The organism is Pseudomonas sp. RT6P73 (assembly GCF_054897715.1).
The window spans coordinates 6,329,072-6,343,975 of record NZ_JBUBUV010000002.1 but is presented as its reverse complement, the minus strand read 5'-3'; the positions used below and the strand labels follow the sequence as shown (position 1 = coordinate 6,343,975).

Below are 14,904 nucleotides of genomic sequence, written 5' to 3'. Positions count from 1 at the left end.
TTCCAAGGAGAACGATCATGGGTCGTCTAGCGCTGTTTGTACTCACTGCCTGCCTGAGCATCACTGCGATGGCCGCCGACGTCATCAAAGGTGATCGTCAGGAAAAATTTGGCGATGTGACGGTGCATTACAACACCTTCAACTCCACCTTCCTGACACCCGATATCGCCAAAGCCGCGGAGCTCACCCGCAGCAAGAACCAAGGCGTGATCAACGTTTCGGTGATCAAGGAAGGCAAACCGCTGATGGCTCAAGTCAGTGGAACGGTCAAAGACCTGACCAGCCAAAGTGTGCCGCTGAAATTCAAACAGATCACCGAACAAGGCGCGATCTACTACATCGCCCAGTTCCCGGTCGATCAGCAGGAAGTCCGCACCTTCGAGATCAAGGTGCAGAACGGCGATAAAACCAACACCATCAATTTCAACCAAGAGCTTTTCCCCGGCGAATGATGAACTTCACGCAACTCGTACTGGCCAGCCACAACGCCGGCAAACTCAAGGAACTCCAGGCCATGCTCGGCGAATCGGTGCAATTGCGCTCGATCGGCGAGTTCAGCAGCGTCGAGCCTGAAGAAACCGGCCTGTCGTTTGTCGAGAACGCCATCCTCAAGGCCCGCAATGCCGCGCGCATCTCCGGCCTGCCTGCGTTGGCCGACGATTCCGGGCTGGCGGTGGATTTCCTGGGTGGTGCGCCGGGGATCTACTCGGCTCGTTACGCTGACGGTCTGGGCGATGCGGCGAACAACGCCAAACTGCTCGACGCTATGAAGGACGTGCCGGAAGCCGAGCGCGGCGCGCAGTTCGTTTGTGTGCTGGCGCTGGTGCGTCATGCTGACGATCCGTTGCCGATCCTCTGCGAAGGCCTGTGGCACGGGCGTATCCTGCCGGCGGCTAGCGGCGAACACGGTTTTGGCTACGATCCGCTGTTTTGGGTGCCGTCGCGCGATTGCTCCAGCGCCGAGCTGAGCCCGAGCGACAAGAACCTCATCAGTCACCGCGCCCGTGCAATGGATCTGCTGCGCCAGCGTCTAGGCTTGATATGACCCTTGAATCATCCGCGTCACCGCTGATCTTCGGCGGTGCCGCACCAGCGCCCCGGGCCGCGCTCCCATTGCTGCCGCCCCTGGCGTTGTACATCCACATCCCGTGGTGTGTGCGCAAATGCCCTTATTGCGACTTCAACTCCCACACCGCCAGCCCTGTGCTGCCCGAAGAAGAGTATGTCGACGCGTTGCTGGCCGACCTCGATCAGGATTTGCACGCGGTCTACGGTCGAGAATTGAGTTCGATCTTCTTCGGAGGCGGCACGCCGAGCCTGTTCAGTGCCGAAGCCCTGGGCCGCTTGCTCAAAGGCGTCGAGCAGCGCATTCCGTTTGCCAGTGACATCGAAATCACCCTGGAAGCCAATCCGGGAACGTTTGAACAAGAGAAGTTCGTCGCCTACCGCGCGCTGGGGATCAATCGCCTGTCGATCGGCATTCAGAGTTTTCAGGAAGAAAAACTTAAGGCGCTCGGACGGATTCACAACGGTGACGAAGCCGTGCGTGCTGCCGGCATGGCCCGTCAGGCCGGGTTCGATAACTTCAACCTGGACTTGATGCACGGCTTGCCGGATCAGTCACTGGACGATGCGTTGAGCGACCTGCGCCAGGCCATCGCCCTGAAGCCGACGCATCTGTCCTGGTATCAGCTGACCCTTGAGCCGAACACGGTGTTCTGGAACCAGCCGCCTGTGCTTCCGGAAGACGACACGCTGTGGGACATTCAGGAAGCCGGACAGGCGCTGCTCGCCGAACACGGTTACGCGCAATACGAAGTCTCGGCCTATGCACAACCTGGTCGTCCAGCTCGGCACAACCTCAACTACTGGAGTTTCGGCGACTTCATCGGCATCGGTGCCGGCGCCCACGGCAAGCTCAGCCATCCGGACGGGCGCATCGTGCGCACCTGGAAAACTCGCCTGCCGAAGGATTACCTGAATCCGGCCAAAAGCTTCAAGGCCGGCGAGAAAGCGCTGACCAACGAAGAGCTGCCGTTCGATTTCCTGATGAATGCCTTGCGCCTGACCGAGGGCGTCGAGTCGCGGCTGTACCCGGAACGCACCGGACTGAGCCTGGAAAGCCTCGCTGAAGGCCGCCGGGAAGCCGAACAAAGCGGCCTGTTGCAGGTCGAACCGTCACGTCTGGCGGCGACCGATCGCGGACAGCTGTTTCTCAATGACTTGCTGCAAACATTTCTGAGCTGATTTCAGCCTTAGGGGAAAACGAATGGATTTGATACTCGACCTGCTCGCCACCGTGTCCCGCTGGAGCCGCAGCAACCTGTCGGAGATTTCTCTGGCATTGGTGGGCTGCCTGCTGGTGCTGTTCGGCGCCGACATCAAAGGCTGGGTCGACCAACGCCTGGGCAGCATCGCCGGTGCCTTGCGCGTGCCGTTGCTCGCGCTGGTGTGCATGATCGGGAGCGGCGTGGCGTTGATCTACGCCACGCCATGGATCATCAAAGGCCTGAGCCAGTTCAACAACTACAGCCTGGCGCCGGTGTTGTTGGTGGTGCTGGTGTTGATCGGCGTAGTCGCTGACCGCCGCTGACTCCAACTACAACCGAAAACAACGGTGGGAGCGAGCTTGCTCGCGATTAGGGCCTGACATTCAACATCTTCGTTGAGGGTCAGACCGCTATCGTCGGAACGCCGCCCGGACCAAGCTCGCTCCCCCAGTTTTTGTATTGCGATGCCTTTATTGCTTGTCGGCGACCTTGACTGCATTGCGCATCAGGGCGCTTAGCCCGTGAAAATCATTGCAGCCCAACGCTTCAGCTTCATCCAGGTAGGCAATATTCTCACTGTCAGGCCGGTCATCCTTGTCTACACGCGTCAGCGCCAGAATGTAATTGGCCTCGGCTCGATATTGATCTTCGGTCAGGACCAGCGCGACGGCGCGAGCCTGCATGGCCGCCAGCACACCCTGCTCCGGCGAGGGCACCGCCTCGTCCACGAAACACAGGGAATGCTTGGCCGGTAACGGATAGGCGTCACCATGGGCATCGGGCTTTTGCAGCAACTGTTCCAGCGACTGCAAATACTTCAGGTGATCCGCGTTGTGCAGATCAAACCTCTCGTATGCCTTATCACACAAGTGGTAATAGCCAACCGCTGCCGCCAGCAAGCCTTGGTCCATGGCTTTTTGGTAAAGGCCACACGTCTCCTTGCGCGTGCGCTCAGAGAACATCGGATTGTCCTGCAGGTTGGCCAGAAAGTACGTTGCACCCGTGTGTCCGCCATCCGACGCTCGTTTCAGATTGTCTGCGAGCGCTTCCAAATCACCTTCTGCATTGCGCAGCTGCTCTGGACTGAACGTGATAGCAGATTCCCCGGCGGCCTCCAGCCTTAACCTTTCATCGGCCTCACGCTTGAATTTGTCGGCCACTCTCTGGGCGCGTGCAAAGTATTCATCGGGCGTTACAACGCGTTCACAAGCTGCAGAAAACAGCAGACTTAAAAATAGCGTGCAGACAAAAATGACTTTCAAGACCTGTCTTCCTTTACAAGTGGGGACCTAGAGCTTTCGGCGGCCAGGCATCATTCTTGAACCCGGCACAAAACAAATGTGGGAGCGAGCTTGCTCGCGATGAGGGCCTGACATTCAACATCTTCGTTGATAGTCAGACCGCTATCGCGAGCAAGCTCGCCCCCACAGTTTTTATTGCGTTACGGCTCAGGACTGTTTTTCGAACTTCAGGTCCCACACGCCATGCCCAAGACGTTCGCCGCGGCGTTCGAACTTGGTGATCGGGCGCTCGGTCGGGCGCGGGACGCACTTGCCGTCTTCGGCCAGGTTGCGATAACCCGGCGCGACGTTCATCACTTCCAGCATGTACTCGGCATACGGTTCCCAGTCGGTGGCCATGTGCAGAATGCCGCCGACTTTCAACTTGCTGCGCACCAGTTCAGCGAAGGACGCCTGAACGATACGGCGCTTGTGGTGACGGCTCTTGTGCCATGGGTCCGGGAAAAACAGCATCAGGCGATCGAGGCTGTTGTCGGCCACGCAACGGTTGAGTACTTCGATCGCATCGCAATCGTAGACCCGCAGGTTGGTCAGGCCCTGGGTCAGCACGCCATTGAGCAGCGCGCCGACACCTGGACGGTGAACTTCCACGCCAATGAAATCCTGCTCCGCCGAGGCTGCGGCCATTTCCAGTAGCGAATGGCCCATGCCGAAACCGATTTCCAGCGAGCGCGGCGCCGAGCGGCCGAACACCTGGTCGAAGTCCACCGGCGCGTCAGCCAGCGGCAGGACGAACAGCGGAGTGCCCTGCTCCAGGCCTTTTTGCTGGCCTTCGGTCATGCGCCCGGCGCGCATCACAAAACTCTTGATGCGGCGGTGTTGGCGCTCTTCGCCTTCTTCCGTCTGGATTGGCGTGTCGTTTGATTCAGTCATCAATGGCTCTTACTTGATCAGACCATCCAGCGGCGAGGAGGCGCTGGCATAGAGTTTTTTCGGCATGCGACCGGCGAGGTAGGCCAGGCGGCCCGCGACGATGGCGTGTTTCATGGCTTCAGCCATCATGATCGGCTGCTGGGCGTGGGCGATGGCCGAGTTCATCAGCACCGCTTCGCAGCCCAGCTCCATGGCGATGGTGGCGTCGGAAGCGGTGCCGACACCGGCATCCACCAGCACCGGAATCTTGGCTTCTTCGAGGATGATCTGCAGGTTGTACGGATTGCAGATCCCCAGGCCCGTGCCGATCAGGCCAGCCAGTGGCATGACCGCGATAACACCAATTTCCGCCAGTTGACGGGCAATGATCGGGTCATCGCTGGTGTAGACCATCACGTCGAAGCCTTCCTTGACCAGCACTTCGGCGGCCTTGAGGGTTTCGATCACGTTAGGGAACAGGGTTTTCTGGTCTGCCAGCACTTCGAGCTTCACCAGGTTGTGGCCGCCGAGCAGCTCACGGGCCAAGCGACAGGTGCGCACAGCCTCGGTAGCGTCGAAGCAACCGGCGGTGTTAGGCAGGAAGGTGTAGCGATCCGGCGACAGGACTTCGAGCAGGTTCGGTTCGCCCGGGTTCTGGCCGAGGTTGGTGCGGCGCACGGCGAAAGTGACGATCTCGGCACCCGAGGCTTCGATGGCCAGGCGGGTTTCTTCCATGTCGCGGTACTTGCCGGTGCCTACCAGCAAACGCGACTGGTAAGTACGACCGGCCAGGACGAAGGGCTTGTCGCTACGAACGATGCTCATGGGAAATCCTCTGTAGGGGTGAGGTTCTTGCAGAATTCTGTACCCTTGCGGGCCGGGCGACTAGCCGCCGCCGATGGCGTGTACCACTTCGACATTGTCGCCGTCGTTCAGCGTGGTGTCTGCGTGCTGGCTGCGCGGGACGATATCCAGATTGAGTTCGACCGCCACACGGCGTCCGGTCAGTTCCAGACGGGTCAGCAGGGCCGCCACGGTTTCACCGTCGGGCAGTTCAAGGGATTCGCCGTTCAACTGAATGCGCATGCCGAATGCCGCCATCATTTTTAGGGGCTGGCATTCTAGCCCGATCAGTCTTGGCGACCCAAGCCCTTAAGTCAGCCCAAGCGCCAAGCGGCAAGCCCCAAGCAAATCCAGCCCGCGAGAAACGCGAGACCACCGAAAGGCGTGACGATGCCAAGCTTGCTCACGCCAGTGATTGTCAGCAGATACAAGCTGCCGGAAAACAGCAGTATGCCGATGGCAAACGATGCACCCGCCCACGTGATCAGGCGACCGGGAATCTGCGTGGCCAGCAGTGCCACGCCCAGCAAGGCCAGGGTGTGCACCAGTTGATACGTGACGCCGGTGTGAAAAATCGCCAGGTATTCAGACGTCAGACGGTTTTTCAGGCCGTGGGCGGCGAACGCGCCAAGCGCAACGCCAGTGAAGCCGAAGAAAGCGGCCAGCATCAGAAAGCCACGCAGCATGAAGAACTCCAGTCAGACTCGATCAACAGGGTCTGTATAATGGCCCGCTCAACGGGTTCGGCCAAGCCATCTCTATGCTGCGTATATTTTTGCGACGATTCACAAAGGCCCTGCTCTGGTTCGCGGGCGGCAGCATTTTGCTGGTTCTGATTTTTCGCGTGGTACCGCCACCGGGAACGGCGTTGATGATCGAGCGCAAGGTCGAATCCTGGTTCGACGGCGAACCGATTGACCTGCAACGCACCTGGAAGCCCTGGGATGAAATCTCCGATGACCTGAAAGTCGCCGTGATTGCGGGCGAGGATCAGAAATTCCCGGAGCATTGGGGTTTTGACTTTGGCGCGATCCAGAAAGCACTGGCCCATAACGAGCTCGGCGGTTCGATTCGCGGTGCCAGCACCTTGAGCCAGCAAGTCTCGAAGAATCTGTTTTTGTGGTCTGGGCGCAGCTGGCTGCGCAAAGGCCTGGAAGCCTGGTTTACCGGGCTGATTGAAGTGCTCTGGCCCAAGCAGCGGATTCTTGAGGTGTACTTGAACAGCGTTGAGTGGGATGACGGGGTGTTTGGCGCGGAAGCGGCGGCGCGGCATCACTTTGGTGTTGGTGCCAGGTCGTTGTCCCGGCAGCAGGCAAGTTTGCTGGCTGCCGTGCTGCCGAACCCGCGAGTGTGGAGCGCGAGCCATCCGACCAACTATGTTGCGCGACGGGCCGGGTGGATCCGGCAGCAGATGAGTCAGCTCGGAGGCGACAGCTACCTTGTAGGGCTCAACGATTCGCGGCGCGCGCCTTGGACCCGGTAACTACTTCCGCGACGATGCAATCCCCTGTAGGAGCGAGGCTTGCCCGCGAAAGCGGTATATCAGCCAACCTCTTCTTCGACTGATACACCGCTTTCGCGGGCAAGCCTCGCTCCTACAGGGGGCGGTGTGTCATCAGTAGGCACAAACAAAAACGCCCCGATCAATGATCGGGGCGTTTTTTATTGCCGGGCGCGCAGGTTAAGCGGCGATCGACAACTTGAGCTTGTTCATCGCGCTCTTTTCAAGCTGACGAATCCGCTCTGCCGACACGTTGTACTTCTGCGCCAGGTCGTGCAGCGTGGCCTTCTCTTCAGCCAACCAGCGCTGATAAAGGATGTCACGGCTGCGGTCGTCCAGCACTTCCAGCGCTTCGTGCAGGTTGTGGTTGGAGTTGTCGCTCCAGTCGGCATCTTCCAGTTGACGGGCCGGGTCGTACCGGTGGTCTTCCAGATAGTTGGCCGGCGACTGGAAAGCACTGTCGTCGTCCGCTTCTGCGGCCGGGTCGAAGGCCATGTCATGGCCGGTCAGGCGACTTTCCATCTCGCGCACTTCCCGCGGCTCTACGCCGAGGCTTTCCGCCACACGGTGGACTTCCTCGTTGTTCAGCCACGCCAGGCGTTTCTTCTGGCTGCGCAGGTTAAAGAACAGCTTGCGCTGGGCCTTGGTGGTCGCGACTTTCACAATGCGCCAGTTGCGCAGGATGAACTCGTGAATTTCCGCCTTGATCCAGTGCACCGCGAACGAAACCAGGCGCACACCCATTTCCGGGTTGAAGCGCTTCACCGCCTTCATCAGGCCGACGTTGCCTTCCTGAATCAGGTCAGCCTGAGCTAGGCCGTAGCCGGAATAGCTACGGGCGATATGTACAACAAAACGCAGGTGGGCGAGCACCATCTGCCGAGCCGCCCCCAAATCCTGCTCATAATAGAGACTCTCGGCCAGTTCACGCTCCTGCTCCGGAGTCAGCAATGGAATGCTGTTCACGGTGTGCACATAGGCCTCCAGGTTCGCACCCGGGACCAGAGCATATGCAGGTTGCAAAGAATTGGTCATACGAAAAAACCTCCCACTTACAAACTCGTGCAGTTCAGCACTGCGAAAATTGACCGGAAACCGAAAGACAAGTTCCCATAAACGCTGAAAGGTCAATACGAGCAAAATGATACTACTTAGGCGCAAGCTCCCTCAGGTGGCGTGCGACTGCAATCCATGCACCGATATACCCCAACAGCACCGCGCCAAGCAAGAGAGACAGACCGTCGGCAACTGGCACTCCGGCCAGTGCGAAATCACTGCCGTACAAACCGGCCAGCCCAACCACTGCGTCGTTCAGCCAGTTCAGGCCGAACGCCAATACACCCCAGGAAAGCATCCCCGCACCGAAGCCATACAACGCGCCCATATACAGAAAGGGCCTGCGCACATAGCTGTCCGTGCCGCCGACGAGTTTAATCACTTCTATCTCTGTGCGGCGGTTTTCAATATGAAGACGAATGGTATTGCCTATCACCAAAAGTAATGCAGAAACCAGAAGCACGGTCAGACCGAAGACAAAACGGTCACCCAGCTTGAGGATCGCTGCCAGACGCTCGACCCAGACTAGATCAAGTTGCGCCTGTTGTACCTTCGGCAGCTCGGAAAGTTTTTGTCGTAATGCTTCAAGCGCGGGCTTGTCGACTTCGTTCGGGGTCACCAGCACCACGCCTGGCAGCGGGTTTTCCGGCAGCTCCTTGAGCGCCTCGCCCAGACCGGACTGTTGCTGAAACTCTTCCAGCGCCTGATCACGACCGACATATTCCGCATCCGCAACACCGGGCATGCCTTTGATCTGCTCGCGCAACGACTCGCCTTCAGCAGGGCTGGCCTCGAGTTGCAGATACAAGGAAATTTGCGCCGCTCGCTGCCAGGAACCGCCCAGACGCTCGACGTTACTCAGCAAAAGTGACAGGCCCATCGGCAAGCTCAAGGCAACCGCCATTACCATGCAGGTGAAAAAGCTGCCGATCGGCTGTTTGCCCAACCGACGCAAGCTGTCCAGCAGGCTGGCGCGATGGCTTTCTATCCAGGCGCGAAATAGCGTGGCGAAATCCGGGCCGTCGTCATCGTCGCGTTTTTTCTTCTGCGGTTGCGGATCGGCGGCTTTCGGCGCCACACGTTCGGAAACCTTGGGGCTGCGTGTCGCACTCATTCGCCCGCCTCCCCGTCGCCGATCAGTCGGCCGCGTTGCAGGGTCAGCATGCGATGGCGCATGCGGGCGATCAGCGCGAGGTCGTGACTGGCGATCAGCACGCTGGTGCCCAGACGGTTGATGTCTTCGAACACGCCCATGATCTCGGCCGCCAGACGCGGGTCGAGGTTACCGGTCGGTTCGTCCGCCAGCAGCAAGGCGGGACGGTGGACGATGGCGCGGGCGATGCCGACGCGCTGTTGCTGACCGGTGGACAGGTCGCCGGGGTACAGATCGGTTTTATCCGACAGCGCCACGCGCTCAAGCGCCGAATCCACGCGCTTGACGATCTCGGCCTTCGACAGGCCAAGAATCTGCAAGGGCAGCGCGATGTTGTTGAACACCGTGCGATCAAACAGCAACTGGTGATTCTGGAACACCACACCGATCTGCCGGCGCAGATACGGAATCTGTGCGTTGCTGATGGTGGCGAGGTCCTGGCCGGCCAGCAGCAATTTGCCGGTGGTTGGACGTTCCATCGCCAGCAGCAGCCGCAGCAAGGTGCTTTTACCGGCGCCGGAATGGCCGGTCACAAACAAAAACTCGCCCCGACGGACTCGAAAGCTCAGCTCATGCAAGCCGACGTGACCGTTCGGGTAGCGCTTACCGACCTGTTCGAAACGAATCATGAACGCTCCCGCTCGGCAAACAGTGCCTGGACAAAGGGTTCTGCCTCAAAAGTACGCAAGTCATCGATGCCTTCACCGACGCCGATGTAGCGAATCGGCAAACCGAATTGCTTGGCCAGGGCGAAAATCACCCCACCCTTGGCGGTGCCGTCGAGCTTGGTCAGCGCCAGGCCGGTCAGTTCGACGGTCTGGTTGAATTGCTTGGCCTGGTTGATGGCGTTCTGACCGGTGCCAGCGTCGAGTACCAGCAGCACTTCGTGCGGCGCATCGGCGTCGAGCTTGCTGATGACCCGGCGAACCTTTTTCAGCTCTTCCATCAAGTTGTCTTTGGTGTGCAGGCGACCGGCGGTGTCAGCGATCAACACGTCAATGCCACGGGCCTTGGCGGCTTGCACGGCATCGAAGATAACCGAAGCCGAGTCGGCGCCGGTGTGTTGGGCGATGACCGGGATCTTGTTGCGCTCGCCCCACACCTGCAATTGCTCGACAGCAGCGGCACGAAAAGTGTCGCCAGCCGCGAGCATGACTTTCTTGCCTTCGAGCTGCAGCTTCTTCGCCAGCTTGCCAATGGTGGTGGTCTTGCCGGCGCCGTTGACGCCGACCACCAGAATCACGAAGGGCTTGTTCTGCGAGGTGATTTTCAGCGGCTGCTCGACAGGCTTGAGCATTGCCGCGAGTTCAGCTTGCAGGGATTTGTACAGTGCGTCGGCATCGGCCAGCTCTTTGCGCGCGACTTTTTGGGTCAGGCGCTGAATGATCACCGAAGTCGCTTCGACGCCAACGTCGGCGGTCAGCAGACGGGTTTCGATGTCTTCGAGCAGCTCGTCATCGATGATTTTCTTGCCCAGAAACAGGCTGGCCATGCCTTCGCCGATGCTGGCGCTGGTCTTGGAAAGGCCTTGTTTGAGGCGGGCGAAGAAACCGGCTTTGGTTTCTTCGGTACGTGGCGTTTCGACCGGGACTTCAACGGGAACGTCGGGCGTGGCGACTACCGGAGCAACAACGGGTGCAGGCGCTGGCGCTTCAACCACTGGCGCGACGAACGCAGGGATCACCGGTTCCGGAGCTACCGGCTCAGGCTCGGCCACGACAACCGGCGCAACTACAGGCTCAATAACCGGCGCTTGCACGGGCTCGGGAGCAAAGGCAGTCGGCGCAGGAATAGGCGGCGTCACATGCGGCGCCAGCTCATCTTCAACCAAGGCCACCGGTTCTTCCGCCACCGGCAACGTCAGCCACGGCTCGGCAGCGGATGTCAGCGGCTGCTCGGCAATCACTTCGGGATCCGCTTCAGCCACCGGTTGCAGTACCGGCTCAGCGATCGGCAGGACAACCGGCGCCAGCTCTTCTTCTATTACCGGCGCAGGTGTTGGCTCAGGAAGTGGTTGTGGCTGTTCGACGACGGGCTCCTGCGGCTTTTTGCGCAGCCATCCGAACAGGCTTTTCTTCTCGCCAGCCGCAGCTGGGGCTTTCTTGTCGTCGTTGGAACCAAACATGGAGGACGGCTATCTCACGGTAGCGACGCGCCTAAGGGCGCCCCGGCAAATAAATATTCGATGCAGAACAGACTGCGATTGACCCAGCTTGTTCACGCGCAACATTTTGTCGAGGTGCAAACAGCACCTCAAAGGTTGACTAATACGAAGGACTGGAACGGCATCGTCGGCGAAAACGCAGAGTTTAGCTGACAAACTCAAAGCTTCCGCAGGTAACCCATGCAACCTTCCGGCCGATCAAAGGCCTGATAGGCGTGGCCGCCAGTAAAACGGACCAGTATCCTAGCACCCTCTCGCCCGCCGACGCTAAGAACAAGCGGACAGCCCCAAAGGTTTAAAAACGAATGAATGCTTTAGCCCGCCGCGCTGCAGGCCTGCTGCTCAGCACAGTTTGTCTGCCCCTCTCGGCCCTGGCTGCCGATCCACAACCCACTCACGAATTCACCCTCGATAACGGCCTGAAGGTCGTCGTGCGCGAAGACCATCGTGCGCCGGTGGTGGTTTCCCAGGTTTGGTACAAGGTCGGCTCCAGCTACGAGACGCCAGGCCAGACCGGTTTATCCCACGCTCTGGAACACATGATGTTCAAGGGCAGCGAGAAAGTCGGCCCCGGCGAAGCGTCGCTGATCCTGCGCGACCTCGGCGCCGAAGAAAACGCTTTCACCAGCGATGACTTCACGGCGTATTACCAGGTGCTGGCCCGCGATCGCCTCAGCGTGGCCTTCGAACTGGAAGCCGACCGCATGGCCAGCCTGCGCCTGCCGGCCGTCGAGTTCGCTCGGGAAATCGAAGTCATTAAAGAAGAACGGCGTCTGCGCACCGACGACAAGCCGATGTCCAAGGCCTACGAACGCTTCAAGGCCATGGCCTTCCCGGCCAGCGGTTACCACACGCCGACCATTGGCTGGATGGCGGACCTGGACCGCATGAAAGTCGAAGAGCTGCGCCACTGGTACCAATCCTGGTACGTGCCGAACAACGCCACGCTGGTGGTGGTCGGCGACGTGACCCCGGACGAGGTCAAAAGCCTGGCCCAGCGTTATTTCGGCCCGATCGCCAAACGTGATGTGCCGCCGGCGAAAATCCCGCTGGAACTGGCCGAACCCGGCGAGCGCCAGATCACCCTGCACGTGCAGACCCAACTGCCGAGCCTGATGCTGGGCTTCAACGTGCCGAGCATCGCCACCGCCGAAGACAAACGCTCGGTGAACGCCTTGCGCCTGATTTCGGCCCTGCTCGACGGCGGCTACAGCGGACGCATCCCGACGCAGCTGGAGCGCGGCGAAGAGCTGGTGTCCGGTGGTTCGTCGAGTTACGACGCCTACACCCGAGGCGACAGCCTGTTCACCTTGTCGGCCACGCCGAACACCCAGAAAAAGAAAACCATGGCCCAGACCGAAGCTGGCCTGTGGAAGCTGCTCGATCAGCTGAAAACCACCGCGCCGTCCACCGAAGAACTGGAACGCGTCCGCGCACAGGTCATCGCCGGCCTGGTCTATGAGCGTGATTCAATCACCAGCCAGGCGACCTCCATCGGCCAGCTGGAAACCGTCGGCCTGTCCTGGAAACTCATGGACACCGAACTCGCCGACCTCGAAAGCGTGACCCCGGAAGATATCCAGAAAGCCGCCAAGCTGTATTTCACCCGCGAACGTCTCAGCGTCGCCCATGTACTGCCACTGGAGACGACTCATGAGTGAGCGTAAGAAACCCCGTCTGGCCCTGATCGGCCTGATCGCAGCCGTGCTGATCGGCTCCGCTGCGTTTTATCTGTCGAAAAGCGATGACACCAAGGCCAGCGAAGCCCTCGACAAGGCCAAGGCCAGCCAGAAGCTGCAATCGCTGACCGAACTCGACGGCAAGGCGCCGAGCCACCGCTCACTCGACGTACAGACCTGGAACACCGCCGAAGGCGCCAAGGTGATGTTCGTCGAAGCCCGTGAGCTGCCGATGTTCGACCTGCGCCTGATCTTCGCCGCCGGCAGCAGCCAGGACGGCAACGCGCCGGGTCTCGCACTGCTGACCAACGCAATGCTCAACGAAGGTGTGGCTGGAAAAGATGTCGGCGCCATCGCCCAAGGCTTCGAAGGCCTGGGCGCAGACTTTGGCAACGGCGCATTTAAAGACATGGCACTGGCTTCCCTGCGCAGCCTCAGCGCCGCCGACAAGCGTGAACCTGCGCTGAAGCTGTTCTCTGAAGTCGTCGGCAAGCCGACCTTCCCTGCCGACTCCTTTGCGCGCATCAAGAACCAGATGCTCGCCGGTTTCGAATACCAGAAGCAGAACCCGGGCAAACTGGCGAGCCTGGAGTTGATGAACCGTTTGTACGGCGATCACCCTTACGCGCATTCCAGTGACGGCACGGCGAAAACCGTCCCGGCGATTACCGTGGCGCAACTCAAGGCGTTCCACGAGAAAGCCTACGCAGCCGGCAACGTGGTGATTGCACTGGTGGGCGACTTGTCCCGCGCCGAAGCCGAGGCGATTGCCGCGCAAATCTCCAGCGCGCTGCCAAAAGGCCCGGCCTTGCCGAAAATCCCGCAACCGGTTGAACCGAAAGCGAGCATCGGGCACATCGAGTTCCCGTCCAAGCAAACCAACCTGATGCTCTCGCAACTGGGCATCGACCGTGACGATCCGGACTACGCTGCGCTCTCCCTGGGCAACCAGATCCTCGGCGGCGGTGGTTTCGGCACCCGCTTGATGAGCGAAGTGCGCGAGAAGCGTGGTCTGGCGTACGGTGTCTATTCGGGCTTCACCCCGATGCAGGCGCGCGGCCCGTTCATGATCAACCTGCAAACCCGCGCGGAAATGAGCGAAGGCACGCTCAAACTGGTGCAGGATGTTCTCGCCGACTACCTTAAAACCGGCCCGACCGAGAAAGAACTCGAAGACGCCAAGCGTGAACTGGCCGGCAGCTTCCCGCTATCCACGGCCAGCAACGCCGATATCGTCGGTCAGCTCGGCGCCATGGGTTTCTACAATCTGCCGCTGAGTTATCTGAACGACTTCATGCGTGAGTCCCAGAGCCTGACCGTCGAGCAGGTCAAAGCCGCACTGAACAAACACTTGAGCACGGACAAAATGGTCATCGTCAGCGCTGGCCCGACCGTGCCGCAAAAGCCGTTACCGGCCCCAACTGATAAACCTGCCGAGCAGCCGCTCGGGGTTCCGGAGCATTAATGGCCACTCGTCCTAAAAAACCCGTTCACAACGTACACAACGGCGTGAACCAACTGCGCATCATCGGTGGCGAATGGGGCAGCCGGAAGCTGAGCTTCCCGGACGCCCCGGGCCTGCGCCCGACCCCGGACCGGGTGCGTGAGACCCTGTTCAACTGGCTCGCGCCGTACGTTGCCGGGGCCAAAGTGTTTGATCCGTTCGCCGGCAGCGGCGCGTTGTTCCTCGAGGCTCTGTCCCGTGGCGCGGCGATGGGCCAGGCGCTGGACGCCAGCAACATCGCGGTCGCCAGCATCAAGGAGCATCTGGGTACGCTGCGCTGCACCACCGGCCAGATTCAGACCGCCGATGCCCTGCGCTACCTGGAAACCCAGACCGCGACCGCCTACGACCTGGTGTTCCTCGACCCGCCGTTCAACCAGGACCTGTTGCCGACCGTCTGCACCCTGCTTGAAGAGCGTCAGTGGCTGGCCAATGAGGCCTGGATCTACACTGAAAGCGAAAACGCGCCGTCGAGCCTCGGCTTGCCAGGCAACTGGCGCCTGCACCGGGAGCAGAAATCCGGGCGGGTGTATTACGCGTTGTGGCAACGTATGGCAGAGATCGCCGGTTAACCGACCGGC

17 protein-coding genes are annotated in these 14,904 nt (G+C 60.2%); 8 read left to right on the top strand and 9 right to left on the bottom strand.

Features of this window, described 5'->3' with window-relative positions; translation table 11 throughout:
* The first annotated feature begins 17 nt into the window (after positions 1 to 17).
* Genes ACYZT6_RS29175 through ACYZT6_RS29160 form a run of 4 tightly spaced genes read left to right on the top strand, consistent with a single transcriptional unit; the run spans position 18 to position 2,593 of the window.
* A complete protein-coding gene (locus tag ACYZT6_RS29175; protein ID WP_462029639.1) occupies positions 18 to 452 on the top strand; it encodes a DUF4426 domain-containing protein in 435 nt (144 codons plus the stop codon).
* Complete coding sequence (gene rdgB / locus ACYZT6_RS29170; RefSeq protein WP_462029638.1) at positions 449 to 1,045, top strand: RdgB/HAM1 family non-canonical purine NTP pyrophosphatase; 597 nt, start codon at positions 449 to 451, stop codon at positions 1,043 to 1,045. The genes ACYZT6_RS29175 and rdgB overlap by 4 nt, the downstream gene beginning before the upstream one ends.
* Positions 1,042 to 2,247 carry a radical SAM family heme chaperone HemW gene (hemW, locus tag ACYZT6_RS29165; RefSeq protein WP_462029637.1) on the top strand — a complete coding sequence of 402 codons (1,206 nt, stop codon included), beginning with the start codon at positions 1,042 to 1,044 and terminating at the stop codon, positions 2,245 to 2,247. Before rdgB ends, hemW begins: the two co-directional genes overlap by 4 nt.
* Before the next feature lie 22 nt (positions 2,248 to 2,269).
* Positions 2,270 to 2,593, top strand: coding sequence for a DUF3392 domain-containing protein (locus tag ACYZT6_RS29160; protein WP_131061120.1), 324 nt, complete (start codon positions 2,270 to 2,272; stop codon positions 2,591 to 2,593).
* A gap of 147 nt (positions 2,594 to 2,740) precedes the next feature.
* On the opposite strand, the gene ACYZT6_RS29155 is transcribed toward ACYZT6_RS29160, so the two are convergent.
* From ACYZT6_RS29155 to ACYZT6_RS29135, 5 genes are all read right to left on the bottom strand, one after another.
* The gene (locus ACYZT6_RS29155) at positions 2,741 to 3,532 is read right to left on the bottom strand and encodes a hypothetical protein (RefSeq protein ID WP_462029636.1); all 792 of its coding nucleotides are present in this window, start codon (positions 3,530 to 3,532) and stop codon (positions 2,741 to 2,743) included.
* Between the two features lie 186 nt (positions 3,533 to 3,718).
* On the bottom strand, positions 3,719 to 4,444 hold the full coding sequence (trmB, locus tag ACYZT6_RS29150) for a tRNA (guanosine(46)-N7)-methyltransferase TrmB (RefSeq protein ID WP_462029635.1): 726 nt from the start codon (positions 4,442 to 4,444) through the stop codon (positions 3,719 to 3,721).
* Between the two features lie 9 nt (positions 4,445 to 4,453).
* Positions 4,454 to 5,248: a thiazole synthase gene (locus ACYZT6_RS29145; protein WP_008068101.1), complete on the bottom strand. Its 795-nt coding sequence runs from the start codon at positions 5,246 to 5,248 to the stop codon at positions 4,454 to 4,456.
* Positions 5,249 to 5,308: 60 nt separating this feature from the next.
* Positions 5,309 to 5,509: a sulfur carrier protein ThiS gene (thiS, locus tag ACYZT6_RS29140; protein WP_165557463.1), complete on the bottom strand. Its 201-nt coding sequence runs from the start codon at positions 5,507 to 5,509 to the stop codon at positions 5,309 to 5,311.
* Positions 5,510 to 5,580: 71 nt separating this feature from the next.
* Positions 5,581 to 5,952: a DUF423 domain-containing protein gene (locus ACYZT6_RS29135; RefSeq protein WP_462029634.1), complete on the bottom strand. Its 372-nt coding sequence runs from the start codon at positions 5,950 to 5,952 to the stop codon at positions 5,581 to 5,583.
* Between the two features lie 74 nt (positions 5,953 to 6,026).
* On the opposite strand from ACYZT6_RS29135, the gene mtgA reads away from it, so the two are divergent.
* Positions 6,027 to 6,749, top strand: coding sequence for a monofunctional biosynthetic peptidoglycan transglycosylase (gene mtgA, locus ACYZT6_RS29130; RefSeq protein ID WP_462029633.1), 723 nt, complete (start codon positions 6,027 to 6,029; stop codon positions 6,747 to 6,749).
* A gap of 198 nt (positions 6,750 to 6,947) precedes the next feature.
* Here mtgA and rpoH read toward each other — a convergent pair whose 3' ends face one another.
* The 4 genes from rpoH to ftsY all read right to left on the bottom strand — a co-directional run bounded on the left by rpoH (position 6,948) and on the right by ftsY (position 11,101).
* Complete coding sequence (rpoH, locus tag ACYZT6_RS29125; RefSeq protein WP_007897890.1) at positions 6,948 to 7,802, bottom strand: RNA polymerase sigma factor RpoH; 855 nt, start codon at positions 7,800 to 7,802, stop codon at positions 6,948 to 6,950.
* Between the two features lie 112 nt (positions 7,803 to 7,914).
* Positions 7,915 to 8,937 (bottom strand): permease-like cell division protein FtsX, encoded by a 1,023-nt coding sequence (gene ftsX / locus ACYZT6_RS29120; protein ID WP_462029632.1) that lies wholly within the window; start codon positions 8,935 to 8,937, stop codon positions 7,915 to 7,917.
* On the bottom strand, positions 8,934 to 9,605 hold the full coding sequence (ftsE, locus tag ACYZT6_RS29115) for a cell division ATP-binding protein FtsE (RefSeq protein ID WP_461977547.1): 672 nt from the start codon (positions 9,603 to 9,605) through the stop codon (positions 8,934 to 8,936). The genes ftsX and ftsE overlap by 4 nt, the downstream gene beginning before the upstream one ends.
* Positions 9,602 to 11,101, bottom strand: a complete 1,500-nt coding sequence (gene ftsY / locus ACYZT6_RS29110; RefSeq protein ID WP_462029631.1) for a signal recognition particle-docking protein FtsY — start codon at positions 11,099 to 11,101, stop codon at positions 9,602 to 9,604. The genes ftsE and ftsY overlap by 4 nt, the downstream gene beginning before the upstream one ends.
* A gap of 344 nt (positions 11,102 to 11,445) precedes the next feature.
* On the opposite strand from ftsY, the gene ACYZT6_RS29105 reads away from it, so the two are divergent.
* The 3 genes from ACYZT6_RS29105 to rsmD are packed head-to-tail and all read left to right on the top strand — an operon-like array spanning position 11,446 to position 14,895.
* Positions 11,446 to 12,801: a M16 family metallopeptidase gene (locus ACYZT6_RS29105; RefSeq protein ID WP_462029630.1), complete on the top strand. Its 1,356-nt coding sequence runs from the start codon at positions 11,446 to 11,448 to the stop codon at positions 12,799 to 12,801.
* Complete coding sequence (locus ACYZT6_RS29100; RefSeq protein WP_462029629.1) at positions 12,794 to 14,284, top strand: M16 family metallopeptidase; 1,491 nt, start codon at positions 12,794 to 12,796, stop codon at positions 14,282 to 14,284. Before ACYZT6_RS29105 ends, ACYZT6_RS29100 begins: the two co-directional genes overlap by 8 nt.
* Positions 14,284 to 14,895 (top strand): 16S rRNA (guanine(966)-N(2))-methyltransferase RsmD, encoded by a 612-nt coding sequence (gene rsmD / locus ACYZT6_RS29095; protein ID WP_109635619.1) that lies wholly within the window; start codon positions 14,284 to 14,286, stop codon positions 14,893 to 14,895. Before ACYZT6_RS29100 ends, rsmD begins: the two co-directional genes overlap by 1 nt.
* The last annotated feature ends 9 nt before the right edge of the window (positions 14,896 to 14,904 follow it).